The sequence below is a fragment of the Hymenobacter chitinivorans DSM 11115 genome, from assembly GCF_002797555.1.
Classification (GTDB): domain Bacteria; phylum Bacteroidota; class Bacteroidia; order Cytophagales; family Hymenobacteraceae; genus Hymenobacter; species Hymenobacter chitinivorans.
The window spans coordinates 1,816,852-1,842,151 of sequence record NZ_PGFA01000001.1; the positions used below are offsets into that span (position 1 = coordinate 1,816,852).

26 protein-coding genes are annotated in these 25,300 nt (G+C 60.4%); 12 read left to right on the top strand and 14 right to left on the bottom strand.

Annotated elements, in window-relative coordinates; genetic code table 11:
* Positions 1–46: 46 nt before the first annotated feature.
* Together CLV45_RS07565 and CLV45_RS07570 are read right to left on the bottom strand one after the other, a co-directional pair.
* Positions 47–691, bottom strand: a complete 645-nt coding sequence (locus CLV45_RS07565; RefSeq protein WP_100335752.1) for a hypothetical protein — start codon at positions 689–691, stop codon at positions 47–49.
* A gap of 70 nt (positions 692–761) precedes the next feature.
* On the bottom strand, positions 762–1,043 hold the full coding sequence (locus tag CLV45_RS07570; protein ID WP_100335753.1) for a DUF427 domain-containing protein: 282 nt from the start codon (positions 1,041–1,043) through the stop codon (positions 762–764).
* Positions 1,044–1,263: 220 nt separating this feature from the next.
* On the opposite strand from CLV45_RS07570, the gene CLV45_RS07575 reads away from it, so the two are divergent.
* Positions 1,264–2,367, top strand: a complete 1,104-nt coding sequence (locus CLV45_RS07575) for a vWA domain-containing protein (protein WP_100335754.1) — start codon at positions 1,264–1,266, stop codon at positions 2,365–2,367.
* Positions 2,368–2,504: 137 nt separating this feature from the next.
* Here the strand turns inward: CLV45_RS07575 and CLV45_RS07580 are convergent, their stop codons facing one another.
* From CLV45_RS07580 to CLV45_RS07590, 3 genes are read right to left on the bottom strand one after another with little or no spacing between them, the layout of a single operon-like run.
* Positions 2,505–4,046 (bottom strand): TolC family protein, encoded by a 1,542-nt coding sequence (locus CLV45_RS07580; protein WP_100335755.1) that lies wholly within the window; start codon positions 4,044–4,046, stop codon positions 2,505–2,507.
* Positions 4,047–4,049: 3 nt separating this feature from the next.
* Positions 4,050–5,426 (bottom strand): HlyD family secretion protein, encoded by a 1,377-nt coding sequence (locus CLV45_RS07585; RefSeq protein ID WP_100335756.1) that lies wholly within the window; start codon positions 5,424–5,426, stop codon positions 4,050–4,052.
* Positions 5,419–6,435 carry an ABC transporter transmembrane domain-containing protein gene (locus CLV45_RS07590; protein ID WP_100335757.1) on the bottom strand — a complete coding sequence of 339 codons (1,017 nt, stop codon included), beginning with the start codon at positions 6,433–6,435 and terminating at the stop codon, positions 5,419–5,421. The genes CLV45_RS07585 and CLV45_RS07590 overlap by 8 nt, the downstream gene beginning before the upstream one ends.
* A 668-nt stretch (positions 6,436–7,103) precedes the next feature.
* Between CLV45_RS07590 and CLV45_RS07595 the strand changes: the two genes are divergently transcribed.
* Positions 7,104–8,624 (top strand): sigma 54-interacting transcriptional regulator, encoded by a 1,521-nt coding sequence (locus tag CLV45_RS07595; protein ID WP_100335758.1) that lies wholly within the window; start codon positions 7,104–7,106, stop codon positions 8,622–8,624.
* 276 nt (positions 8,625–8,900) lie between these two features.
* A complete protein-coding gene (locus CLV45_RS25445) occupies positions 8,901–9,023 on the top strand; it encodes a hypothetical protein (RefSeq protein ID WP_262496866.1) in 123 nt (40 codons plus the stop codon).
* Positions 9,024–9,158: 135 nt separating this feature from the next.
* Here the strand turns inward: CLV45_RS25445 and CLV45_RS07600 are convergent, their stop codons facing one another.
* Positions 9,159–12,329 (bottom strand): Eco57I restriction-modification methylase domain-containing protein, encoded by a 3,171-nt coding sequence (locus CLV45_RS07600; protein WP_100335759.1) that lies wholly within the window; start codon positions 12,327–12,329, stop codon positions 9,159–9,161.
* Positions 12,330–12,488: 159 nt separating this feature from the next.
* Between CLV45_RS07600 and CLV45_RS07605 the strand changes: the two genes are divergently transcribed.
* The 7 genes from CLV45_RS07605 to CLV45_RS07635 all read left to right on the top strand — a co-directional run bounded on the left by CLV45_RS07605 (position 12,489) and on the right by CLV45_RS07635 (position 16,327).
* A complete protein-coding gene (locus CLV45_RS07605) occupies positions 12,489–12,701 on the top strand; it encodes an ADP-ribosyltransferase family protein (protein WP_100335760.1) in 213 nt (70 codons plus the stop codon).
* 73 nt (positions 12,702–12,774) lie between these two features.
* Positions 12,775–13,059 (top strand): ADP-ribosyltransferase domain-containing protein, encoded by a 285-nt coding sequence (locus tag CLV45_RS25585; RefSeq protein ID WP_157807357.1) that lies wholly within the window; start codon positions 12,775–12,777, stop codon positions 13,057–13,059.
* A gap of 79 nt (positions 13,060–13,138) precedes the next feature.
* Positions 13,139–13,510 carry a hypothetical protein gene (locus tag CLV45_RS07615; RefSeq protein WP_100335762.1) on the top strand — a complete coding sequence of 124 codons (372 nt, stop codon included), beginning with the start codon at positions 13,139–13,141 and terminating at the stop codon, positions 13,508–13,510.
* A gap of 127 nt (positions 13,511–13,637) precedes the next feature.
* Positions 13,638–14,243 (top strand): helix-turn-helix domain-containing protein, encoded by a 606-nt coding sequence (locus CLV45_RS07620; protein ID WP_100335763.1) that lies wholly within the window; start codon positions 13,638–13,640, stop codon positions 14,241–14,243.
* A gap of 82 nt (positions 14,244–14,325) precedes the next feature.
* Positions 14,326–14,745, top strand: coding sequence for a hypothetical protein (locus CLV45_RS07625; RefSeq protein WP_100335764.1), 420 nt, complete (start codon positions 14,326–14,328; stop codon positions 14,743–14,745).
* A gap of 410 nt (positions 14,746–15,155) precedes the next feature.
* A complete protein-coding gene (locus CLV45_RS07630; RefSeq protein WP_100335765.1) occupies positions 15,156–15,626 on the top strand; it encodes a hypothetical protein in 471 nt (156 codons plus the stop codon).
* 77 nt (positions 15,627–15,703) lie between these two features.
* Positions 15,704–16,327 (top strand): aspartate/glutamate racemase family protein, encoded by a 624-nt coding sequence (locus CLV45_RS07635; protein ID WP_100335766.1) that lies wholly within the window; start codon positions 15,704–15,706, stop codon positions 16,325–16,327.
* Between the two features lie 111 nt (positions 16,328–16,438).
* On the opposite strand, the gene CLV45_RS07640 is transcribed toward CLV45_RS07635, so the two are convergent.
* Both CLV45_RS07640 and CLV45_RS07645 read right to left on the bottom strand, forming a co-directional pair.
* Positions 16,439–17,347 carry a helix-turn-helix domain-containing protein gene (locus CLV45_RS07640; RefSeq protein ID WP_100335767.1) on the bottom strand — a complete coding sequence of 303 codons (909 nt, stop codon included), beginning with the start codon at positions 17,345–17,347 and terminating at the stop codon, positions 16,439–16,441.
* Entirely contained in the window at positions 17,344–18,321 is a 978-nt protein-coding gene (locus CLV45_RS07645; RefSeq protein ID WP_100335768.1) for an NADP-dependent oxidoreductase, read from the bottom strand. The genes CLV45_RS07640 and CLV45_RS07645 overlap by 4 nt, the downstream gene beginning before the upstream one ends.
* A gap of 357 nt (positions 18,322–18,678) precedes the next feature.
* Here CLV45_RS07645 and CLV45_RS07650 point away from each other — a divergent pair, with 357 nt between their 5' ends.
* On the top strand, positions 18,679–18,873 hold the full coding sequence (locus CLV45_RS07650) for a hypothetical protein (RefSeq protein WP_100335769.1): 195 nt from the start codon (positions 18,679–18,681) through the stop codon (positions 18,871–18,873).
* Between the two features lie 188 nt (positions 18,874–19,061).
* Here the strand turns inward: CLV45_RS07650 and CLV45_RS07655 are convergent, their stop codons facing one another.
* Positions 19,062–19,520: a peptidylprolyl isomerase gene (locus CLV45_RS07655; protein ID WP_100335770.1), complete on the bottom strand. Its 459-nt coding sequence runs from the start codon at positions 19,518–19,520 to the stop codon at positions 19,062–19,064.
* 209 nt (positions 19,521–19,729) lie between these two features.
* On the opposite strand from CLV45_RS07655, the gene CLV45_RS07660 reads away from it, so the two are divergent.
* Positions 19,730–20,365, top strand: a complete 636-nt coding sequence (locus CLV45_RS07660) for a fasciclin domain-containing protein (protein WP_100335771.1) — start codon at positions 19,730–19,732, stop codon at positions 20,363–20,365.
* 219 nt (positions 20,366–20,584) lie between these two features.
* Here CLV45_RS07660 and CLV45_RS07665 read toward each other — a convergent pair whose 3' ends face one another.
* The 5 genes from CLV45_RS07665 to CLV45_RS07685 all read right to left on the bottom strand — a co-directional run bounded on the left by CLV45_RS07665 (position 20,585) and on the right by CLV45_RS07685 (position 25,269).
* Positions 20,585–21,484 carry an NAD(P)-dependent oxidoreductase gene (locus tag CLV45_RS07665; protein ID WP_100335772.1) on the bottom strand — a complete coding sequence of 300 codons (900 nt, stop codon included), beginning with the start codon at positions 21,482–21,484 and terminating at the stop codon, positions 20,585–20,587.
* A 115-nt stretch (positions 21,485–21,599) separates the two neighbouring features.
* Entirely contained in the window at positions 21,600–22,526 is a 927-nt protein-coding gene (gene rsgA / locus CLV45_RS07670) for a ribosome small subunit-dependent GTPase A (protein WP_100335773.1), read from the bottom strand.
* A gap of 114 nt (positions 22,527–22,640) precedes the next feature.
* The gene (locus CLV45_RS07675) at positions 22,641–23,885 is read right to left on the bottom strand and encodes a 3-deoxy-D-manno-octulosonic acid transferase (protein WP_100335774.1); all 1,245 of its coding nucleotides are present in this window, start codon (positions 23,883–23,885) and stop codon (positions 22,641–22,643) included.
* Positions 23,886–24,046: 161 nt separating this feature from the next.
* Positions 24,047–24,685 (bottom strand): peroxiredoxin, encoded by a 639-nt coding sequence (locus CLV45_RS07680; protein ID WP_100335775.1) that lies wholly within the window; start codon positions 24,683–24,685, stop codon positions 24,047–24,049.
* A 122-nt stretch (positions 24,686–24,807) separates the two neighbouring features.
* Entirely contained in the window at positions 24,808–25,269 is a 462-nt protein-coding gene (locus CLV45_RS07685; RefSeq protein WP_100335776.1) for a Fur family transcriptional regulator, read from the bottom strand.
* Positions 25,270–25,300: the final 31 nt, after the last annotated feature.

Consider the following 25,300-nt stretch of genomic DNA (forward strand, 5'->3'; position numbering starts at 1 on the left):
CCGCTACCCGGCAGGATAACGGCTTGGCTAATCTACCACCGCAAGCTTACTGCACGGCCGGCCCAGCTTCGTTGACGACGCTTACGAGGCGAAAAGTCAGGCTCTTGTCGGGCAGCAAGTAGCGGATGGTGCGGGTGCCGCCGCTGGGGCAGCAGTTGGCGTCGGTTTCCTGGTAGATAGGGAAGGAGCGCACCACTTCCTTGCCCTGGAGGCGAAACTTGTCCTGGCCCTGGTAGCCGCGGGCGGCCGGGCCGCTGAGCTTGGGTAGGCTCATCCGCTCCCAGTCCTTGCCCCCAAACCAGTAGCCGCGCACCTCCCCGTAGGAGCCGCTGCCGGCCCCTTCCACGAATACGAGCAGCTCGGAGCCCGGCCCCGAAGTCAGTTTCACCAGCTGGGCGTCTTTCACTTCGCCCAGAATCGAGTCCTGAGCCGTGGTGAGCTCCTGCCCATCCTGCTCGGCCCGCACCAAAATCTGCCGCTGCCCCAGCGGCCCGGCGGAGCTTACCACGAAGGTGTAGGGCGCCGCCGTCAGGGTTTTGGTGAAGCCCGGCGCGGGCGCCGCAGCGGCTTCGGGCGCGGCCGAAGTGGTCGGGTTGGGCTGGCCGGTGGTGGTTTCGCGGGCACTGTCGCAGCCGGTGGCGGCCGTGGCTAGCACAGCCGCCGTCAGCAGCAGGCGGGAAGAGGTAGGCATACAAAAACGAAATAGGGGATATGGCTGCCTATACGGCAAGCCGGGCCGTGAAGATAGGCCCGGGCCCCGCTTATTCCACTACTTTCACGCCCTTCCAGAAAGCCACCCGGTTCTTGATTTGCCGGGCAGCATCCTTGGGCTCGGGATAGTACCAGGCCGCGTCCTTGTTGAGCTCCCCGTTTACGCGCAGGGAGTAGTAGCTGGCCCGGCCCTTCCAGGGGCAGCTGGTTTGGGCAATGCTGTCCTCAAAATACTCCCGCTTAATGGCGTCGGCGGGGAAATAATGGTTATTTTCGACTACCACGGTGTCGTTGCTTTCGGCAATGACGGTATCGTTCCAAATGGCTTTCATGGTGGTGTGGTTGGAGTGATGTAGAAATCAAGAAGCTGGTAGCCTGCATCTGGTGTCCGGTTGGGGCGGGACCTTAGTACGCCGGCACGAGTCGTAACAACGATTATCGTGCGGCGGCTCTCAGGTCCTTGGCACTGCTTAGGACGACAGACGGGGCTAAAACCTCGGTACTGAACATTGCCGCCCGCCGCTTTGTTATCAAACCTCAACTCCCAGAATTATGTCCGCAGGTTTTCGTTTCCGGGATTTCGTGCCCGAAGAGTCGTCCGAGAAAGGCTTCGAGACACTGTTTAAGCTATTCATGCAACTGGTGACCATCACGTCGGGCGACGTGGCCGAGGCCTTGTCGTGGCTCAATGAGCTCGACAAGCAGTACGGCCTGACCGACAACGACTACGGGATGGGCAACTTCATTGAGGACCTGAAGAAAAAGGGCTACATCGATGAGAACGAGCAGGAGAAGGGCGCTTTTAAGATTACGTCCAAAACCGAGCAGGGCATCCGTAAGAGCGCCCTGGAGGAAATCTTCGGCAAGCTCAAAAAAGGCAACTCCGGCAACCACCGCACGCCCCAGACCGGGCAGGGCGACGAGCTGAGCACCGACATCCGCGACTTCCGCTTTGGCGACTCCCTGGAGCAGATTTCGATGACCGAAAGCATCCGCAACGCCCAGCTCAACCACGGCCTCACCGACGAGTTTATGCTGGCCGAGGGTGACCTGGAAGTGCGCGAAACCGAGCACAAAACCCAGACCAGCACGGTGTTGATGATTGACATCTCGCACTCGATGATTCTCTACGGGGAGGACCGCATCACGCCGGCCAAGAAGGTGGCCATGGCCCTGGCTGAGCTCGTCAAGCAGAAATATCCCAAGGACTTCCTCGACGTCATCGTGTTTGGCAACGACGCCTGGCCCATCACCATCAAGGATTTGCCCTACCTGGAAGTCGGCCCCTACCACACCAATACGGTGGCCGGCCTGGAGCTGGCCCTGGACCTGCTGCGCAAGCGCAAAACGGCCAACAAGCAGATTTTCATGATAACCGACGGCAAGCCCACCTGCCTGAAGGAAGGCAACGGCTACTACAAAAACAGCTTCGGCCTGGACCGCAAAGTCGTCAACAAGACCCTGAACCTGGCCGCCGCCGCCCGCCGCCTCAAGGTGCCCATCACCACCTTCATGATTGCCTCCGACCCGTACCTGCAGCAGTTCGTGGAAGAATTCACCCAGGTAAACCAGGGCAAAGCCTATTACAGCAGCCTCAAAGGCCTGGGCCACCTGGTGTTTGAGGACTACAAGCGCAACCGCCGTAAAACGCTGTAGACAAAGTGTTTTTGAATGTAAAAAAAGGCCGTGCTGCTCAGCAGCACGGCCTTTTTATGTAGCGCGAACTGTGTAGTTCGCGTGCCAGAACGACCATCGTTGAAACGGTGCGGGGCACGCGAACTACACAGTTAGCGCTACTGCGCGCCCAGCGTGCGGGTGCCGGCGTAGTAGTAAAGCTCGGCCCGGGTTTTCTCGTAGCCGGCCCGCAGGCTTTCCTGCTTGACGCGCAGCTCGATGAGCTTGGATTCGCGGGCGTTGATGAGGAAAATCGTGCTTTCGCCCAGCTCAAACTTCTGCAGCTCGGCCTGCAGCAGGGCGCGTTGATTGGCAATGGTCTGCTCCTGCAGGGCCAGCTGCCGCTCGTAGGCCCGCAGCGTATTATACACGGCCTGCACCTGGTTGACGATGGTGCGCCGGCTCTGCTGCTGCTCCAGGGTGGCGTCCTGCACTTTCAGGCGGGCTTGCTGGAGCTTGCCGCGCTCCTGCCGCAGAAACAGCGGGAAGGCAAAGTCCACGCCCAGCTTGTAGTTGTCCCGGCCAAAGTCGTAGTAGGCGGGCACTTCGGGGCGGTAGAAGTCGCCGCGGCTGAGCAGGGTGCCGCTCACGCTGAGCTTGGGCTTGAGCAGCTCCCGGCGGTAGCGCTCCTCCACGCCCAGCTGCCGGATTTTGGCGTCGAGCTTGAGCAGGGTGGGGTGGGACGCGGCGGCCTGGCTTTGCAGCTGTCTAAACTGGGTTGTATCCACCCGCACCAGCGTGGGGCGCTGGGGCAGGGCGTAGGCGGGCAGCTCCACGGGCTGGGCATCCTTGTTCCACAGGTGATTGGAGAGTAGCAGGCGGGCGTTTTGCAGCTCCACACGCAGCTGCTCGGCCTGCAGCTGGCGGTCCTGCACCGTAATACGGGCCTCCACCGAGTCGATGGGGGCTTGGTCGCCGAGCCGGGCGCGGCGGCTGGTGGCCCGGAAGCGGGTATCGGCCAGGGCCACGCCTTCCTGCACCAGGGCGGCCTGCTGGGCGGCGTAGTACCAGTTCCAGTAGTCTTTCACGGCCTGCAGCCACACCTCGTTGATCTGCTTGACCTGGTCGGCTTCGGCGGCGGCCACCATAATGCGGGCCTGGCGCAGGGTGCTGCGGCGCGCGTCGATGAGCAGACCCTGGCCCAGGGGCACGGAAAGGCCCACGCCCGCCAGCCCGTCGGCCGGGGTGCGGTACTCGGGGTTGACGTAGGTGCCCACCATCCGGTCGTAGCCGGCCTTCAGCTCGATGCCGCCGGGCCAGATGGGTACCTTCAGCTCGTTGGCCCACTTGTTATAGTAGTCGGTGCCGCCGAAGAGCTTCCGGTCGAAGCCCGAGCCCAGCTTGGGGTCGAAGCCGCCGCGGGCCGCCAGCACCTGAGCCTGGGCGTCGGCGCTGAGCAAAGCGGCCTGCTTCACCAGCGGGTGGTTGGCAAAGACCAGATCGGCCAGATCCTGCAGGGAAAATACCCGGGCCGTATCGGCAACAGGCTGGTCGGCGGCCAGCTGCCGGGTCTGAACCGGCGCCGCATCCAGGCCGGCTTCACGCTGGGGCAGGCGGACGGTTTGGGCGGAGGCCACGTTGGGCAGGCCCAGCAGCAGGCCCAGCAGCAGCCCGCCCAACGTCTGACGCAGGCGGGCGGCAAAGGAGAATACCGTCGTCATGGCCTACTTCTTCTTGTCGTCCTGGCCCTTAATGGGCGCCTCATCCGGGGCGGCCTGCAGGCTGGGCGGGAAGCCGTTGAGCTGCCGCCAGATTTCGTACCACACCGGCACCGAGTCCAGAATCACCCAGCCGTAGACGCCCGAGCCCAGGCGCAATTGGGCGGGCCAGGTCGGGTCCTGCTCGTTGTGGCGGGCGGGGCGCACCAGCAGGCGGTACTTGCCGTTGGTGGTGCTCACCACATCGATGACCGTGACGGTGCCGCCAAACGTGCCCACGGCCGCCGAGGGCCAGCCCGAAAACTGGATGGCGGGCCAGCCGTCGAACTGCAGGCGCACGGGGCGGCCCCGCTGAATCAGGGGCACGTCCATGGCCCGCACGTACATTTCCACGGCCAGCACGGGCGCGTCGGGCTGCAGCGTGGCAATGGATTCACCTTCCTTGATGGTCTCGCCGATGCCCGCCTTGAGGGTGCGCACCACGTAGCCCGTTTGCGGGGCCCGCACCACATACAGGCCGCGGCGCACCTCCACGTTGCTGATCTTGTTGCGCAAGGCGGCCACCTCGCCTTCCGACGACGAGCGGCTCGACACGGCCGAGCTGCGGTCCGACAGCGTCTTGGCCAAATCCTGCTCGTACTTGGCCCGCAGGTTGCTCAGCTCAATGCGGGCATTGGCCAGGGACTGCTGGGCGTTGAGCAGCTTGTTGCGCTGGGCCGTCACCTTGGCCTGGTCTTCCTGGAGCTTGAGCCGGCGGGTTTCGATGTCGGTCAGCGAGAACAGGCCGTTTTTGTAGCCTTCCTCGTAGCGGGCCAGGCGGGACTGGGCCACCTGAAATGAGTTGCGCACGGCTACCAGGTCGGCCGAGTCGATGCGGACCGTGTTGCGGGCCTGGGTTACCCGGTTGCGGGCCGCGTCGAGCTGCACGTTCAGCGTGAGGCGCAGGGCCTCAATCTGCTGGTCGGTGGCCTGAATCTTGGCCGCGTTGGCCGCCACGTTGCCCTGCTTGGCCGCCAGCTGCTCGCGCAGCCGCTCGGGCAGGTTGGGGTCGAAGTACTCGTCCTTGATTTCGGAAATGGTCAGCAGCGTGTCGCCCTTTTGCACCAGCTGGCCCTCGCGCACGGCCCAGTGCTCAATGCGGCCCGCAATGGCGTTCTGCACCGTCTGGGGGCGGTCCTGGGGGCTGAGCGTGGTCAGGGAACCGGTGCCCTCAATGGTCTGGCGCCAGGGCAAAAACAGGAGTATGACGAAGATCAGGCCCACGGCCGTGAGCACCCGGCCCAGCAGCCGGGCCCCCTTGGGCTCGAGCAGCTCCTGGCGCGAGCGGTCCAGGTCCTCGTGCCACACCGATTCGTCGACGCCCTGGTTGGATAAGTTAAGCATGGCTGGCGGCGGTTTGAGCGTTTTCCACGAGGGGCAGGTCAGTCACGGCGGCCAGCTTCTCCACCCCGGTCAGCATATCGAATACGGTGGCCAGACCGGTCATCAGCTTCTCAATCGAGCTGCTGATCTGCACAATCAGCACTTCGGCGGCCACAAACTGGCCCAGCGTCATCTGCCGCGACACCACGAACAGGGTGCCGGCAATCAGCAGGCCGCCGGTGAGTAGGGTGCGCAGGGCAATGCCCCAGCCGTAGTAGTTTTTGAGCACCCGGAAGTGGCTGTTGCGGGCCCGCAGGTACTGGGCCGTCAGCTCGTCGGTGCGGTCCAGGGCCTGCTGCTGGGCGGTGGGGTTGTGGCGAAACTCCGGTAGCGTACCGGCTACCCGTTCCAGCCACCCTACGGCCGCGTACTTGTAAGCCGATTCCTCGATGCTGGTGCGCAGGGCCCGGCGGTAGTTTAAAAAGAACACCAAGGCCAGCAATACCAGGATAGTCAGGCCCAGCCCCACGAAGACGGGGTGGTAAAACGACAGCACGATGACGCCGAACAGAATCTGGATGCCGGCAAACATCAAATCAATCAGCAGCTTGGTCAGCCCTTTTTGCACCGTCAGAATGTCGAAGAAGCGGTTGACCAGCTCCGGCGGATTTTCGCCTTCCAGGGCCTTGGGGTCGATGCGGGGCAGGCGGTAGGCGTACTCGATGGCAGCCTTGGCAAACAGGCGCTGCTCCATGGCTTCCACCAGCGTAAACTGCCCAATGAGCAGCAAGCCGGCCAGCAGCACGCCCACTACGACCACCCCAATCAGGATGTAGGTGGAGCTGAACACGGCCCCGGTCGACACCAGGTTGAACACGGCCTGGGTGCCCAGCGGCAGCGTCAGGCTAATCAGGCCGGTGGCAATGGCGTAAAAAAGAATGTAGCGGATGGAGCGGCGCTCGGGGTCGAGCATGCGGGTAAGCCGCTGCCAGGGAGTAGGCGGGGGCAACGCCAGTTGTTTGGTGGCCATAACAGCAAAGGGTGTACGCCGGTAGGGTGAGGGCCGGCGCCGTGGGTTAAGCACGGCCGGCAGTTCGGCTACGCGGCGTGTGTGGTGGGAAGCTCAGCGGGGCAGAAAGCCGCTGAAGGGTGGGCAGGGTAAGCCAAGAGCGACTTGGCCGGCTGCTCGCGGTGGCCGATTACCAACTGCCAGCAGCCTACAGAGCGAATGAGGTCCTATTCTGCTGCAAAACTATAGTCGAATAAGAAGCGCCTACTTAAAATAGGATTAAATCGTACTGAAGCGTGATATTTTTAATTCGGCTTTAATAAGAGCCCTGGCTTTTTCCATCTGTCATCCTTCATCTGGCGTACGCAGTGGCGTGAAGGACCTTCCTGGCCTTAGTGACAAACGTTGTTCAATGTGCAAAGCCCGTTTACCATGCGGTAGTAAGGGCATTGGCACGTTGGTACAAACTTCGGCGGGGTAGGCGAGGAAGGTCCTTCACGCCACTGCGTTGCGCTCAGGATGACAGACGCGGGCAGGTAAACGCTTTCAACCCCCACACGATTTTTACCCGGGCCGCCGCCCGCAGCCGAACCAACGACCCCCTTGGGTAGTTGTACCATTTGATTGCCCGGCTTAAGCGCCAACCGCCCCGGTTTTGCGTAAGTCCGGCCTACTCCCTATCCCCCGATATGAAATCAACTGACATCCGTACCCTCGGTGACTTGAAAAAGTCCGGCTACCAGCCCCGTTCCGTCAAGCAAGAGCTGCGCGACAACCTGATTGCCAAGCTCCAGGCCAAGGAAGACGTGTTTCCCGGCATCTACGGCTACGAGGAAACCGTGATTCCCGACCTGCAGCGCGCCATCCTGAGCATGCACCACATCAACCTGCTCGGACTGCGCGGGCAGGCCAAAACCCGCATTGCCCGCCTCATGGTGGACCTGCTCGACGAGTACATTCCCGTCGTGGAAGGCTCTGAGCTCAACGACGACCCGCTGGAGCCCTTGAGCATCTACGCCAAAAACCTGATTGCCGAGAAAGGCGACGCTACGCCCGTAGCCTGGCTGCACCGCTCGGACCGCTACACCGAGAAGCTGGCTACCCCCGACGTATCGGTGGCCGACCTCATCGGCGACGCCGACCCCATCAAGGCGGCCACGCTCAAGCTGCCCTACTCCGACGAGCGGGTGATTCACTTCGGCCTGATTCCCCGCTCGCACCGCGGTATTTTTGTGATTAACGAGCTGCCCGACCTGCAGGCCCGCATCCAGGTGTCGCTCTTCAACATCCTGCAGGAAGGCGACATCCAGATTCGCGGCTTCAAGGTGCGGCTGCCGCTGGATATCCAGTTCGTATTCACGGCCAACCCCGAGGACTACACCAACCGCGGCTCCATCGTGACGCCCCTCAAGGACCGGATTGATTCCCAGATTATCACGCACTATCCCAAGAGCATCGAAATCGGGAAGCGCATCACCAAGCAGGAAGCCCGCATCAAGCCCGAGCAGAAGGGCATGGTGGTCAGCAACGAAATCATCCACGACCTTGTGGAGCAGGTGGCCGTCGAGGCCCGGGGTTCGGAGTTCGTCGATGCCAAGAGCGGCGTGTCGGCCCGCCTCACCATTGCCGCCTACGAAAGCCTGGTGAGTGCCGCCGAGCGGCGCGCGTTGATCAACGGCGAGAAGAAAACCTACGTGCGCATTGCCGACTTCCTGGCCGCCGTGCCCGCTCTTACCGGCAAGGTGGAGCTGGTGTATGAAGGCGAGCAGGAGGGAGCTGGCATCGTGGCCGAGAAGCTGATGGGCAAAGCCATCCGCACGCTCTTCCTCAACTACTTCCCCGACCCCGACAAGCAGAAGAAAAAGAAGAACATCCCGAACCCCTACAAGGAGGTGCAGGACTGGTTCGGGGCCGGCAACACGGTGGACGTGCTCAACGACGCCTCCGACAAGGACTACCACAAAGCCCTGGAGCAGGTGCCCGGCCTGCGCAACATCGTGACCTTTTTGCACCCCAACGAGGACACGGACACGACCTGGTTCCTGATGGAGTTCTGCCTGCACGGCCTGGCCGAGCACAGCCTGATTTCGCGCAACCGCGTCACGGCCGGCACCCAGTTCAAGGACCTCTTGTCGTCGATGTTCACCATGCCCAGCTTCGGCGGCGACGACGACGAGGACGAGGAAGAAAAGCCCCGCCGCCGCCGGTAGGATGTAGCGCGAACTTTGTAGTTCGCGTGCCCCGCACCATTGGGTGTTTCAACGATGGTCGTTCAGGTACGCGAACTACAAAGTTCGCGCTACTACATACCAAACGCCCCGCGTGTCGAAAGATGCGCGGGGCGTTTTTGCTCTAGCAAAGGCTATTCAAGTAGCAATCTGCCGCCGTACTGCGGGGCCTGCGCCAAACAAATAGGGCCCGGTGCCCAGTCGTTGGAGCTCGACAGCCGTACAGGAAGTATACTTTCAACCTTAGCACTTCCTATCATGGCCAATACTACCACCACTCCGAAGCATACCGACCCCGCTACCAAAAACAAGGAGAAGGCAAACGAAACCGAAATCAAGGACAAGCCCTCGGGCAAGACCGTGAAAACGCAGAAGAAATAGTTCGGTAGCAGCGCTACCACACGCCAAAACGCCCCGCGTACCGAAAGGTGCGCGGGGCGTTTGGTGTTAATGAGCAGTTGCGTTTTTGCAGCATATTTTTCAAAAAACAAAAAATATGCTGCAAAAACGCAGTGCCTACTCGGTAGGGGCGGGCTTGCCTTCGACTAGCGCTATTTCGGCGGGGGTGAGCTGATACAGGGCATATACCAGCTTATCCAGGGCTTCATCCTGCTGGCGCAGGGCGGTGCGCTGCTGCTCCTGCTTGCTCTGAAACTCGGTGAAGTACTCCACCCAGTCACTTTTCTCGGCCAGGGTGAGCTTGCGGCCCCGGGCTTTTTCCAGGGCCGTGCTCCACACCGGCCAGGGCTGGGTGAGGGCCAGCTTGCCGCTCAGGGGCTGCGTTACCCCCAGCTCGGCCCGCACCAGCCGCCCAAACTTCGCCTCCGCCTCGTGCAGCTCCTTGTGCCCCGAAAGCAACGCCTCAGCCGCAGTGATAAAGGGCTGCTGCTCGGCGGGGGAGATGTTGGGGATGGGAAGAAGTTTTATGTCTTGGGGGTTCAGCTTCGGAAAAACTTCTTTGGAGAAGTTTGGAAGCATGATGCTACTATACCAACTCAATAATTTTGAATTGGCAATAGATAAGAGGAAGTGTGAAAGAGCGTAGTCAGGATCAGATAATTTGAAGGGAGTTATGCTATGCCCATGATAAAATGTGTCCTCAACATAGCAAGCTTGAATTCGCTTGTTTCCGCCAGGAACCTCGCGAAACAGGAGCCTAGGACCGGTAAAAAACCAAGCATCTCGGGCCGCTCCTAACCACGAGCCATAGCTAAGCCACTCTTTATTCCAGGTTTGAGAGTACCGATTGATATTCTCACCATCTAGCCATTTACCACAGGTTTCGTCCTTCTGTAAATTGAAGTGATACGCTCTGTTCTTGATAGTGTCAGCATCTTGGCCTCTTGCCTTGTCATATGGAGTGATTCCTTGTGTTAGACGCCCAAAATCACCAAGCACCTTTGATACACTCCTTATCCGATTGATGACCTCTTTTTTTAAAGGACTCAATGTATAGTCAATTGTAAAATTCTTGCTTGTAGTCCAATCGGAGGTTTCTATCAGCCATTCTACTTCTCCATGATATACTGATGTATGTGTGCGGCCTTCGTTCCCATCTTTCTTGATCAGAAAGCTTACAGTGTTAACAATTGCATCTTGAAAGACATGGTCCCCAAAGAGGGAAATCGATACGAAGCCATGATGCTTCGCAATTATCTCGCGAATAGGGTAGCTATTCTCAAGTCTTAGCCAGAGTTCAGGAGTGATATAGCTCAAGTATGCTTCTGGTCTCATAAGGTCAAAAGCCTTTTCAATGAAGTATATGTAGCTCTCAAACTTATAGCGGTATGATTTGAATGAGGAACTGATATATCCTTTCTCCGATTCTGTAAATGATGCCCCATACGGCGGGTTGCCAATCACCACGTCAAACCCGCCTTGCTCAAACACTTCGGGGAAGGCGGCTTGCCAGTCGAAGGCCCGGTCGCCGGCTACGGCGGGGTCACTGATGAGGGAGTTGCCGCAGCGGATGCTGTGGTCGAGGGAGGTGAGGGGCTTGCCGGGGTTGGCAGTTTGCAGCCATAGGCTCAGGCGCGTAATGTCCACCGACTCGGGGTTGAGGTCTACGCCGTAGAGGTTGTGCTGCAGAATGTGGCGGTCGAAGTCCGTGGTACTGAAGTAACCGGCTTTTAGCTGAGCTAACTTATCGTTCACTTCTTGTCCCTCTTTATACAGGAAATTGAACGCTTCCGTCAGAAAAGCTCCAGAGCCGCAAGCTGGATCAAGGACTCGAATACTTGTCAGCTTTTCCTTATATAGCTCCCAAGCATCAATATGCTTTTGAACTCGGTCCCTTGGTTTGATAACACGACCAAGGCTACGTTGATCGAGTCGAATACTTGCACGGTCCTTTTCGTCGAGCTCGGGCAGCTGCTCCAGGCCGGCCTCGCGGCGGCGCTCCTGCAGCCACCCGCCCACGGCCTGCCGCACGATGTAGCGGGTGATGTACTCGGGGGTGTAGAAAATGCCGTCCTGCTTGCGCTTGCCCTGCTTGGGGTCGTGGGCCTGCCCGCTGAGGCGGGCCCGCTCCAGCTCCAGATCCGAGAGACTCTGCTCGAAGATGTGGCCCAGGATGTTCACGTTCAGCTGCGAATCGAAGTTGTAGGTCTCCAATCCGATAACCGAGGCCAGCGTCCGGTCCTTGATAGTGAGCTTGTCCAGGGCCTCATCGGGCGCAAAGAGGCCGCCGTTGAAGCGGTTGATGTTGGCGGCGGGGTTGCCCTGGTCGATGCTGCGAAACAGGCCCTTCACCGTCCGGTAAATCTTCTCTTCGTCGGTGGGGTCGAAGTTGTTTTCCCGCACGTTGGTCAGCAGCCGCCGAAACGTGTGGTAGGGAATGATGTGCTTGTCTTCGCAGAAGCACACAAAAATCACCCGATCCAGCAGCTTTTGGGTGTGCTGCAGCAGCTCCAGCGGGGCCACGTCGGGGTTCTGCTCAATGAGGTGCTCCAGGAGCTGGTGGCGAGCCGCTTTATAGTCTTCGTAGAACTCCTTCGTGATTTTGCGCTCTTCTTGCTGGCGCTGCTGCAGGGCCTCATCCAGCGGGGCCTCGGCCCGGCCGGGCGCGGGCAGCAAGTGCTGGGGCAGCAGCAGGGCAAAAAAGCGCCGGAGCTGGTCCTCGTCGTCGGGCAGGGTTTCGAGGTTGAAGACCACGGCCCGCAGCTGGTCGTTGGCCGCGTACAGGCGCAGCTCGATAAAGTTGGACACCATCACCCAGCGGCAGGTCGCGCCGTACTTGCTGGGGTAGCTGAAGGCCTGCTCCACCGGGGTTTCGGCCCGGCCGCCGGTGCTGCGGCGCTGCTTCGCGTCGAGGGCCGTGCGGGCGTCCTTGAGCTCGATTACGGCCCGTACTGGCCCACCTAGCCCGCCGCTGGGCTTGGCCACGAACTCGCCCAGGGCCCCGTCGGGCTTGGTGCCGTCGGTCAGGGTTTTGAGCTCCAGCTCCAGCTGGCGGTGGGTGGTGGCCTGGTACTCGTAGCCGAGCACCTGCCCGAAGATCAGGTTCAGAAACTCCGCCTGCAGCACTTCCTCCTTGCGGTCGTGCACGTAGCGGTCCTTGATGGCCTGCTGCCAGTGGCGCAGGTGGCGCACCCGCTCGGCAAAATCGGGGACGACGGTATCGGGTTTAAACTTGGCAAAGGGAGCGGGCAGTTCTTTTCCCGGAAACAAGGGTAACAACTCGGGCATGGAGATAGTGGGAATAGTATGGAGCCCGGAAGGTAGCAAGGAATCGGGGTGGAAACCGCGGCAGCAGGGGTAGGGAGCCACAAGATTTTTAAAGCATCTTTTCGCTGCTCCGTGAGTTGCGCTTCCGGGCTGCGTATCTAGCAGTAGAATTATTCATCTATGCACCAACGCAAACTGCTTGCTTACATAAAAAGAAACCTGCCCGACGCATTCCGCGCCGTCCAGACCGGCCGCCGGGCCGAGGCCTTACCCCAGCTTTCTGCCGCCGACAAGGCGGTTATTTATTGCTACACCGACGATGGCTATGATGCCTTAAACCAGGCACTGTACACCAACGGAGGCCGTAATACCTCCCTGTTTGGGCAGGCGTAGGCAGGCAGCGCTCGTCAAGCTGCCTGCCTACGAAGGGATAGTCAACAGCGGCGTTCAGCTCGAGCCTGCGCAGGTGCAGCAGTACCGGGCCCGCGTTCAGGATAGGCAGCCCGTTAGCTGGCCCGCCTTCCTCTCGGCTAGCTATAAGGTGAGTACGGCCCGGAAATACCTATATACTCCAAAAAATTGTTTACTTATCATCCAGTCACGGACCGGCCGTCTCATTGAAGAACTATCAAGATTCGGCGTTGACGGACAAAACGAGCACGAAGTGCTATTTGCTCCTAATACCCAGTTTGAGGTAGTGGAGGTAGCGGATGAAACCGGCTACACCCGTATCGTGTTGGACGAACTGTAGCCACGTTGCGTATATTGCTACTATGAAACCCGAAGCGTTCTTACCGTCAAACGCCCCTTGGCCTAGCTCTTCCGGATCTGTGCCGGCTACTCCCATAGTTGCGGAGTCAGTGAGCGGCGCCCGGCGTCTGGTTCCGAAAGCTTCCTGGCCCAAGCTCAGTCCGGCTGAATTCGACAAGTGGGCCGCTGCGTATTTGCGCGAAAATCGGACTGCGCCCCGGGAGACTCGCTTAGAGCTTATCAAATGGCGGCATCAGTACCAACTCCAGCAGGAGGCAGCTGAGCAAAAGGCTAATCCCATTCCTGAAGAGGAGCTACGCCTGATTGCCGAGCGTTTTGCCCGCAAGGCGCAGTCAGGGTTTTCTCCTGACAAACTTCCAGAACTAACGGTAGAGGAGCAAGCTCCGGAAAGCAGCCGGGTGAAGCTGCAGCGCCGCAAGCCAAAGCCATAAACAGTTTATCTACTAGTGCCAACCGAAAGCCCTGATTGCTGCCAGCAGTCAGGGCTTTCGGTTGAGTAGGGCTTTTTGCAGCATATTTTTTACTTTTTGGAAAATATGCTGCAAAATTTAGCGTCCCATGCCCCGTAAGTCTATTTCATCCACCACCCTGGTAGCTCAGGTGCGCAAGCACTTCGGCCTCGACCAGCAAGAGCTAGCCGACTACTTAGGCATCAGCCGGCCCTACGTAGCCGATATCGAAGCCGGGCGCCGGGTGCTTACCGGCCGCGTACTGCTGCGCCTCAACCCCCTGGCCGCCCTGCTGCCCGCCGACGCCCCGGCCCGGCCGGCTCCACCCACGCCTGAAGTACCCCCACCCGGCACCCCGGCCGCCGGCCTGCTCACCGAGCGGCTCCGGGCCTGCCAGCACCAGGCCGGCAAGCTGCGCCAAGAACTAGAGAAACTAGCCGCGACTCACGCCCAGGCCCGGCGCTGGCAGCAGGTGCTGCCCGGCCTGCTGGCCGCTCCCGGCTTGCCCGCCGTGCTGACCACGCCGGCCGAAACTACCCGCACCCGGCAGTGGCTGCTGGAGCGGCAGCAGCAGGCCCACGCTACGCTGCACGATGCCGACGACACCGCCCGCTACCACCTGCTGCGGCTGCGGGCCGAAGCCCTGGAAATGGAGGCGGCGGGCCTGGCCGAACTGCTCTCAGCGGGGGCAGCAGCTAACCGTTCGAGCCGCTAAAAATATTTATAGGTAATTTTTAATATTATATCCTTAACTCCTCTATATTCCAGGGTGTTTCACTTTTTAAACCCCTATTCTTATGGCTCTTGACCTGAGCTTCCTCACTACCCGAGCCGAGTGCGACGACGTACTCGCCGCCCTCGCCGCCGAACTGGCCAGCTACCAGAACCGCGACACCAACCTGGACTACGCCGACTTTCGTACCGAGCAGGGCCAAACGAAAGTCAAAGCCCTGCTTATTGGGGTCGAGGCCGAAATTCTGGGCTTCACGAACCTGCTGGCCACGCCCGGCATCTCGGCAAGTCTGCGGAAGCAGAATGAAACCAAGCTGCGCAAAGCCACCGACCGTCGCGACAACCTGAAAGATGTAGGCGGTGCCCGCAGTGGCCCCGCCCGCGTCCTGAGCCAGGTCGATGTCAAGCAGATCGATAAGCAGATCGAAGTGCTGACCGAAGCCCAAGCTGAGGTGACGGCCCACCGCGCCACGCTGGCCGCCTAAGCCCCGTCGCTTTTTCCGTTACGCTATACCTATCCGCAACACGTTCAAGGCCTCTCTGCCCCCGGTAGAGGGGCCTTGTTGCGTGGGGGTGAACTAACGTAGTAGCTACCGTTGAACAAGGTAGAGGCGCATAGGTGCGTCTCGTCGGCGCCGCCGCCCAAACGGTTCGAAATGCCTGGCGACTGTAGCGGCGTGGTGTCCGACGCCTCCGATAAGGCCGGCGGCTGGCAGCGCCGCCTGGCCGACGAACTGAGGTTTTACAGTGGCCCAGCCGTGCGCAAAAGCTTTAAAACACTATATAGACGATTCTGCTACCTTAGCCGCCGCTAGTTGCGCTGGTCGTAGAAAAGCCCGGTGCCTATCGTTAATGCAACAGCAACGTTTCTGGGTTTATCAAAAAAAACAATAAGATGAGAAGAGTAACTGTAGTCGCCCTCACCGCTGTACTTGGCAGCTTTGCGGCCTGCACGTCAGAAACAAAACCCACCTCCGAAGCCAGTAAAATGCCCATAACGGGCACTTGGCAGCTGGTTAACCGGACCGTTATTGAGAAAGGAGACACGGTGACCACTGCTACCAGCAAAAACGAATCGTTTATCAAAGTCATTAATGACAGCCACTTCGCCTTTTTACAGCACGACTTGAAAAAAGGCAAGGATTCAGTGGCGGTGTTCGTGGCCGGGGGCGGCCGGTATTCGCTCAAAGACAGCCTCTACAGTGAGCATTTAGAGTATTGCAGCGCCCGAAACTGGGAGGATAATGATTTTGCCTTCACTCTCACGTTAAAAAACGATACCCTCACGCAAAGTGGCGTGGAGAAGGTCGCCAGTGCCGGCGTAGACAGGGTTAATATTGAGCGTTACGTACGGCTGAAACCGTAGCGGCTACTGGATGAGGGGCAGCAAGTGCCCGCTCCGCCTAGCTTCAAATGGCGGGGCCGTTTATTGGGATTGCCCACATGAAACAAAAGAAAATCGGGTTGGTGGGCGGTATCAGCTGGGTGTCGACCCTGGACTATTACCGGCTCATCAACGAAGGCGTGAATGACAAGCTGGGCGGGCTCCACTTCGCCGAGCTGCTGCGCGACGCCTGCCTCAGCCTCAAGCGCGCCGATGCCGCGGCCATTGCCCTCTGCGCCAATACCGCCCACCTGTTTGCCGACCGGCTGGAGGCCGAGCTGGACCTGCCTTTCATTCACATCGTGACGGAAACGGCGAAAGTGCTGCGGCGGGAAGGGCACACTACCATCGGGCTGCTGGGCACCAAGTTCACCATGGAAATGCCCTTCTACCGGGAGCGGCTGGAGGCGTTTGGCATCACCGTGCTAACTCCTGCGTCGCCGGAAACCCGGGACTACGTGCAGGTTACCGTCAAGGAGGAACTGGGCCGGGGGCTCATTAGGCCCGAAACCAAAGCCCGCTACCTCGAAATTACTCAGGAGCTGGTCGGCGCCGGGGCTACGGCCCTGGTGCTGGGCTGCACCGAAATTCCCCTGCTCATCAGCCAGGCCGACTTTTCCATCCCGGTGTTCGACACGGTTCAGATTCACTCCGCCGCCATCGTGGACTACATTGTCTCGTAAGCGGGCGGCGCTGCCACAGGGCCGCCCCGTGTTTGCAGCATATTCTTCAGCTTTTGAAAAATATGCTGCAAACACGGGGCGGCTTCCAGGTCGGGCTGGCTGCTGTTGGAATCAGGTAAACGAGGCCCGGAATTCCAGGGGCGAGAGGTTGGTTTTGGCCTTGAAGAGCTTGCTGAACGAGGGCACGTGCTCGAAACCCAGCTCGTAGGCAATTTCGCTCACGGTGCGGGTGGTGGCCGTGAGCTTTTCTTTGGCCTTGGCAATCAGCCGGGCGTGAATGTGCTGCTGGGTGTTCTGGCCCGTCACGACGCGCAGCAAATTGCTCAGGTACTTGGGCGAGAGGTGCAGGCAATCGGCCACGTAGTGCACGGTGGGCAGGCCTTGCTCGGCCAAGTCAGGGCGGTTGAAGTAGGCCTGGAGCAGGGCGTCCACCTGGTCGAGCACCTCGTGGTTGGCCTTTTCACGGGTCAGGAACTGGCGGTGATAAAACCGGTCGGCGTACTGGAGCAGGCTTTCCAGGTGGGAGATGATAATGGGCTTGCTAAACTGGTCGATGGTGGACGCATACTCCTGCTCGATGGCGAAGACCAGGCTCAGAATGGCGGCTTCCTCCTTCGCCGACAGAAACAGGGCTTCCTTGAGCGAATAATCCCAGAAATCGTGCTGCTGGATGGTAGTGGCCAGCGGCGTGTTCCAGAGGAAATCGGGGTGGAGGTAGATTACCCAGCCCGACTTTCTCACTTCCTCGGCCTGGTCACTCACCGCCAGGCTGAACACCTGATTGGGCGCCATGAACGACATAACACCTTCGTTGAAATCGAACGAATGCTGCCCGTATTTCATGCTCATATTGTGCATGCGCTTGACGGAAATGCAGTAAAAGTCGAACACCATGCTCGTCGGCTCCTCGTCCGTGAGGGGCGGCACGGCGCCCACGTCCACCACGCTGAGCAGCGGATGCTGGGGCGCGGGCAGCTGCCGAAACGCGTGAAACTCGCTGATCGTGCGGAAGCGCCTCATGCCGGCTCGTCGTTGGGGTGGATTTGCAGCACCAGCTTGCCCCGCACGTGCCAGGTCTGGCTTTCGCGGTGGGCCTCGGCCACCTGCGCCAAGGGGTACACGTTGCTGATAACCACCTTCACCTGGCCCGCGTCAATGAGCTGGGTAATTTCCTGGAGCCACTCCTGCCGGGGCTGGTTATTCGACAGCTCGCCCGTGGCCTGCTGCCGGACCAGGGCCGCGTGCACCGCGTCGTCGAAGGGGTAGTCGAGGTTGACGGTGACGAAAGTGCCGCCTTTTTTCAGCACGGAAATGGCTTTCACCCGCTCGGCATTGTCGCGCAGGGGGGAGGCTTCGAGCACCAGGTCCAGGTCATGCACCAGCTCTTCAAACTTCTGGCTGCGGTAGTCAATCACCTCGTCGGCCCCCAGCTGCCGCACATACTCCAGGTTGCCGGCCGAGGCGGTACCGATGACGTAGGCGCCCTTGGCCTTGGCAAACTGCACGGCGAAGCCGCCCACGCCGCCCGAGGCCCCCTGAATCAGGATGCGCTGACCCGCCTGGAGCTTACCGTGCTCAAAAAGGGCGGTCCAGGCCGTGAGGCCGGCCAGGGGCACGGCCGCCGCCTCGGTGAAGCTCAGGCTGGCGGGCTTACGGGCAAACTGGCTGGCTTTGGCCGCGCAGTACTCGGCGTAGCTGCCGTCGCCGGGGAAGTTGGGCTCCCCGTACACGGCATCCCCGATCTGAAAGCCGGTGACGGCGCTGCCCACCTCCGTCACCACGCCGGCCGCGTCCCAGCCCAGGGTCATCGGCAGGGTCAGGTAAGCCCGCAGCGCGTCGTTGCCGCCTTCGCGCACCACCCAGTCCACCGGGTTGACGCCGCTGGCATACACTTTAATGAGGATTTCGTCGGGTGCTGGCACGGGCCGCGCCACGTCGTTTTGTAGTTGGAGGACCTCGGCCCCTCCAAAGGCATGAATTCTGACCGCTTGCATAAGTAGGTAGTTTCGGTTGGTTAACGAATACAAAGGTCGGCGCGGCGGGCGCGGCCGGGTTAACCAGAATGCCCTTTGTATTAGCCGAAATGCCGTGGTCGGCTGATAGTTCACGGTGGTCTGGGATGCCCGGCTGGGGGTGGGCAATGGCTATGAATCCCAGGTTTTTTTCGGGTGAATATTACGCTGCTAAATCCGCTCGTGCAGCAAAATCGTTCATTCACCCAGGAAAGAGAGCCGTCGGGCAAAACTTTCTAAAAAGCGGGAACCAGTAGTGTTGATTTGTATCATTCCAACGGCCCAATGGGCTACGGAACGACTCCGAACGACACCTCTACGCTTCCACCTTTTTCTGTCATGAACGCTTCCCTCATCGCCCGCCTCGCTGCTTTGCTCCTCGTTATCGCCCTCTTGGTGCCGAGCACTCCAGCCGCGGCGGCCGGTCGGACGCCCTTCGTGCGCAGTGTCAGCAAGGGCCGGCCCACGCTGCACCGCCCCAGCTACAAGCAATACAATGCCAACGGGACGCGTTGGTTTTTCCAGCGCTGGTAGGCCGCTGCTCCCCTCAGGAGAAATAACTACTGGTTTTTTTACACACCGACCTGCGCAACAACAGAAGAGCCGGCTGATTCCTCAGCCGGCTCTTCTGTTGTTAGTTGTTAGTTGCTAGTTGTCAGTTGTTAGGTCGTTGTTGGTATGAACGACCTAACAACTGACAACTAGCAACTAACAACCAAGCATTACGCTTCGTTTACGACGATTTTCTTAATCTCGTCGTTGGCTTTGATCTGGTCGATGATGTCCAGGCCTTCCACCACTTTGCCGAACACGGTGTGGTTGCGGTCGAGGTGGGCGGTGTTGTCGCGGCTGTGCACGATGAAAAACTGCGAGCCGCCGGTGTTGCGGCCAGCGTGGGCCATGCTCAGCACGCCACGGTCGTGGTACTGGTTGCCGCCTTTCAGCTCGCAGTCAATTTTGTAGCCGGGGCCGCCGGTGCCGGGCATGCCCTTGGCGCCTTCGCGGGTGTTGGGGCAGCCGCCCTGCACCACGAAGTTGGGGATGACGCGGTGAAACTTCAGCCCGTCGTAGAAGCCCTTCTGGGCCAGGTCAGTAAAGTTCTTCACCGTGTTGGGAGCGTCTTGCTCGAAGAACTCAACTTTCATCACGCCGTGCGTTGTGTGGATTTCGGCAGTTTTCATGCGGTAGGGGGGAGAATAGGTGGAAGGTTACTAAGCGCCAATGGCCGGAAAAGGTTTCGGGCGCCGGGCAAAGGTAGCCAAATCAGGCGCTGCCAAAACATCCGCCGGGGCGGCAGGTTCCGTACACAGTGCCATAATGCCGGAAGCTGAATATTTCGATATTGCCCCGACCTTTGCCCAACCAATCTCCTAACCCCGTTCCGCGTCCGATGAAAAAGACCCTGAGAAACGCCTCCTTCGCGCTGTGCGCCGCCGTGCTGGCCGCTCCCGCCCTGAGCAGCTGCTCCGACAACAAGACCACCGAAAAGGCCACCACCGAAACCGAAGCCATTGCCACCGTCGACTCGGCCGCCATGATGACCGACTCGGCCCGGATGGCCAAGCCCGAGGGCGTAATGGTGGACGGCGTGGCCATGACCCCCGACAAGAACATCATCCAGAATGCGGTCCAGGCCAGCAGCGTGAGCACCCTGGTGCGGGCCGTGTCGGCCGCCGATTTGGGTGGCACGCTCAGCGGCCCCGGTCCTTTCACGGTGTTTGCGCCCACCAACTCGGCCTTTATCCAGCTGCCCAAGGGGGCCATGGCCGGCCTGATGAAGCCCGAAAGCAAGGAAAAGCTTAAGGGCGTGCTCACCTACCACGTCATTGCCGGCCGCCTCGTGGCTTCCGACCTCAAGGACGGGCAGGAGCTGACCACCGTCAACGGCGAGAAAGTGAAAATCTCGGTGAAAGGTGGCAAAATCATGGTCAACAATGCCACTATCCAAATTCCCGACGTCATTTCCAGCAACGGCGTAACCCACATCGTGGACCAGGTGCTGCTGCCCCCGGCCCCGAATATTTAAGCCGCTGCTTCCACTTCGCCAGGCATGGCGAGGACGCGCGGCATTCCGCGCCTCAAGCGGCATCCATCTGTCCGCTGCGAAGCACGGAGTGACCTTTTACCAGAAAGCCCTTTATTCCAGCCGGAGTAAAGGGCTTTTCACATTAGAAAGCTTTCTGCATTTCAGAGGACGGATGGCTTCGAGCGGCTCGCAAGGACACAACTTCACTCATTCACTCATTCACCGCACCAGACCCGCTTCCTCGGAAATATGGCGGGCGAAGGACGTCCAGCTGGTATCGGCGGGCGTGCGGGCTACGGTAGTAGCCAGGTGGTTGAGGATAATATTGACAAACGGCATGTTGACCCCGATTTCCTTGGCCTCGGTTTGCATCAGGCCCAGGTCTTTGCGCAGAATGTAAGGGGCCCGGCCCAGGGGCTGGTAGTTTTTGGTGGCAAGCACTGGCCCGTAGCCGCGGTACACCGGCGTATCGAATACGGTGCTGGTCAGCATCTGGCACACCTGCTGCCGGTCTAGGCCGCTGCGCTCGGCCAGGTCGAAGGCTTCGGCCATGGCTTCGATGGCGGCGCCGAGCATAAAGTTGCCGCAGAGCTTGACCACGTTGGCCGCCCCGGTGTCTTTGCCGAAGTCGTGAATGCCCTGGCTGAAGGTTTTCAGCAGCGGCTCGGCCTTTTCCTTGGCCGGCACCGAGCCGCTGGTGCACACCCAGAGCTTGGCCTCGGTGGCGGCTTCAGGCTGCCCAAACACGGGTGCGGCAATCAGGCGGGAGCCGTGGCGGTAATGCGCCCGGGCCAGTTCCCGGGTGGTTTCGGGGCCCACCGTGCTGCACGATACGTGCACCGCGCCGGGTGGCATGCTGTTCAGAAAGCCGTCTTTGCCCGTCGTTACGGCCCGCAGCGCCGCGTCGTCGGTCACCATCGTCACCACAAAAGCGCCCTCCGCCACTGCTTCGGCGGGCGTGGCGGCTACCTTGGCGCCCAGTGCGCGCAGCGGTTCGGTCTTGTCGGCGGTGCGGTTGTAGACCGTTAGCGGGTAGCCGGCGGCCAGCAGCTTGGCCGCCATAGCGCGGCCCATGTTGCCGAGGCCGATAAAGGCGACGTTGGGAAGGGCAGTAGACATGCTCAGAGACGTTATAGGAGGTGGAGAAACGAAAACCCTCTCCGGTATTCGCCGGAGAGGGTTGCGGGGTTGGGTTTCGGGCCAACTATCTGTTGTCGAGGTGGGCGCGGCCGGCCTAGTGGCGGTTGTCTTCGTCGTTGAGCATGCTCACGTAACTGTCGTAGCGGGGCAGGGCAATCTTGCCTTTTTCTACGGCCTCGCGCACGGCACAGCCCGGTTCGTGCACGTGCTGGCAGTTGTGGTAGCGGCATTGGTTGAGCAAGGCGCGCATCTCGGGAAAGAAGTGGGCCAGCTGCCCGGGCGGAATATCCACCAAGCCCAGTTCCTTGATGCCGGGCGTGTCGATGAGGTAGGTGCCGGGCCGCACTTCCAGCATTTCGGCGAAGGTGGTGGTGTGCACGCCCTTGTCGGAAAACTCGCTGATTTCCTGAGTCTTCAAGTCTAAATCGGGCACCAGGGCGTTGATGAGCGTGCTTTTGCCCACGCCTGAGTGGCCCGAGAGCAGCGAAACTTTGCCGTCGAGCAGGGCATCCACGTCGGCCACGCCCACGCCCGTTTCGGCCGAGCAGCGCAGGCCGGGGTAGCCCGTGCGCTTGTACATCTTGAGCACCTGGTCCTGGTAGTCGGTCAGATCCTCGTCGTAGAGGTCGGTTTTGTTGAAAATCAGCGTCACCGGAATGCCGTAGGCCTCGGCCGTCACCAGAAACCGGTCGATGAACCCGAACGAGGTAGCCGGCGACACCAGCGTGACGACCAGCAGGGCCTGGTCGAGGTTGGCGGCCACAATGTGGGCGTGCTCGGCCTTGTGCACCGAGCGGCGGATGATGTAGTTGCGGCGGGGCTCGATGTGGTGAATCACGCCCGCGCCCTCGGTTTGCTCCTCCACCGTGAAGTCGACCTGGTCGCCGACGGCCAGCGGGTTGCTCACCTTCAGGTTCTTGTTCTTGAACTTGCCCCGCAGCCGGCAGCGGTGCAGCTTGCCCGTGGCCGTTTCGCGCACCAGGTACCAAGAGCCCGTCGATTTAACTACAATACCGGTCATCTGTGAATGAGTGAGTTAATGATTTAGTGAATGAATTCTTAGTGGGATGGAGGCTTGTTGTTCATCCTGCGCGGTACTTTGCCATTTGAACATCAAACTTCCTCATTCACTAACTCACTCATTCACCGCGAGCCACCGCATGATGAGGGCGGTGGCGCCGGCTTTTTGGTGGACGTATTCCAGGCTCAGGTCTTGCACGACGAGGCGGTTGGCTTCGTTGCGGAACAGCGGGGCAAAGGCATCTTTAAGCTCCTGGGCCGTGCGCACGGGGAAGGCGCAGCGCATTTCCACCAAGTCAATAGCCTCCTGAAACTTGCCGTAGGTAGGGCCAAAGAACAGGGGCAGGCCAAAGGCGGCGGCTTCCAGGGTGTTGTGCAAGCCCTTGCCGAAGGCTCCGCCGACGTAAGCAAAGTGCCCGAACCGGTAGAGCTGGCTGAGCAAACCCACGTTGTCGATGAGCAGCACGGTGGCCTGGGCCACGGTGGCGGGCTGGGCCTGGGAATAGCGCACCACTTTGCCGGGCAGGGCTTCCTCCACCAGGCGCAGGTTATGCTCGCTGATTTCGTGAGGTGCCACGATAAAGCGCAATTCCTGCTGGTACTGCTGCATGAGCGGCGTCAGCACGGGCATGTCCTCGGGCCAGCTGCTACCCACGATGCACACGGGCAGCCAGTCGTCGGTGAAGGCGTCGACCAGGGGTAGCTCCTTGGGCGGAGCCAGGGCCGTGCGGACCACCGTGTCGAAGCGGGTGTCGCCGGCTACGCTGGCCTGGGTGAGGCCGGCTTGGCGCAGCAGCTGCACGGAGGCTTCGTTCTGGGTGAAAATGTGGGTGAAGCACTGCAGCATGCGCCGGTAAAACCCGCCCCAGGGCTTGAAGAACACCTGCCCGGGCCGGAAGATGGCTGACACGCAGATGGTGGGCACCCCGCGCTGCTGCAGCCCTGAAAGCAAGTAGTACCAGAACTCATACTTGACGAACACCGCCAGCCGGGGCTGCACCGCGTCCAGAAACTGCCGGGCGTTGGCCTGGGTATCGAGGGGCAGGTAGAACACGTAGTCGGCCCCGGGCCAGTTGTGGCGCACGGCGTAGCCTGAGGGCGAGAAGAACGTCAGCACGATTTTGTGGTCGGGGTGGCGCTGGGCGTAGGCTTCGATGAGGGGGCGGCCCTGCTCAAACTCGCCCAGGGACGCGCAGTGAAACCACACCCGGGGCGCGGTATCGGCCTGCAGCGTGGCCCGGATGTGCTCCAGCAGGCCCCGGCGGCCGGCCACCCACTGCGCGGCCTTGGGCACGAAGGGCGCTACCAGCCGCAGCAGCAGGGCGTAGAGGTGGAGGCCAATGGTATAGAGAAAACGCAAGGTGTGATGCTTGGTGCTTGGAGCCTAGTGCCTGGTGCTTAGGTTCGGCTGGGCCTGGATTCGCTCGAATTCCGCAAAAATAGGCTTTTACCGGCCGACAAACGAAAAAAGCCCCAACCAGACGGTTGAGGCTTTCCAAAGCTAGTATTTTTAAGCCCTAACTAGTGCGAGGCCTGCTTGCCCAGGTAGCTGGCTACGCCCTCACGGGTGGCCTGCATGGCTTCTTTACCTTCTTCCCAGTTGGCGGGGCACACCTCGCCTTTGGCTTCGAAGTACTGCAGGGCATCCACCATGCGCATAGCTTCGTCGATGCTGCGGCCCAGCGGACCGTCGTTTACCACCTGGTGGCGCACGATGCCGTCCTTGTCGATCAGGAACAGGCCGCGGTAGGCCAGGGGCGAGCCCACGAAGGTCATTTCGCCGGCTTCATTGTAGTCGTAGTGGCCGCCCAGCACGTCGTAGTTCGAGGCAATGGTCTTGGTAGCGTCAGCTACCAGCGGGTAGGTTACGCCCTCAATGCCACCATTGTCGCGGGGCGTCTGCAGCCAGGCGAAGTGGGAGAAGTGCGTGTCGGTCGAGCAGCCCACAATGGCCACGCCCTTGGCTTCGAAATCGGCCAGACGCTCCTGGAACGCAATGATTTCGGTGGGGCACACAAAGGTGAAGTCGGCGGGGTAGAAGTAGAAGATAACGTGCTTCTTGCCCAGGTAGCGGTCCAAAGAGAAATCCTCTTCGAATTCGCTGTCGATTACGGCCGTAGCCTTGAAAGAAGGAGCACGTTTGCCAACGAGAACTGCCATTGTATTGGAGTATTATGAAAGTGAAAAGAGAAAAGCGTTGTAGTCTTTAGTTGTTCGTTGTTCGTTGTCAGTTGTTAGGACAAAACCGCACTAACAACTGACAACTACCAACTGACAACTAATCAAGAAGTCCGGGAGCCGGCGATGTGCAGGGAAAAGGAGTGGGGCTGGAAGTCACCCAGGCCGCGGGTCGCGAAAAAGTCGCGGATCAGCGCGTCCAGCTCGGGGTTGCTGTAGTCGATGATTTCCTTGGTGTCGGTGCAGTACAGGTGGTGGTGGGCGGTGCAGTCGGAGTCGTAGCGGCGGCAGGCCCCCTCGGTGGAAGCCACGCGCTTGGTCAGGCCGGCGGCCACAAAGCTGTCCAGGGTTTTATACACCGTGCCCAGCGACACGGTCGGCTCGGTGGCCGCTACCTGCCGGTGCACCTGCTCGGCGGTGGGGTGGCCCGGCAGCAGCAGTAAGCTCTCCAAAATCAGGATGCGCTGGGTGGTGGCCCGCAGCCCGGCCGTGGCCAGGCGCTGGCGCAGCTCGTCCCGGTTGGGCTGGCAGCTGGGAAACTCAGAATGGTCGGAAAAAGGTGTCACAGGTAAGAATGATTCTCCACAAAGGTAGTTG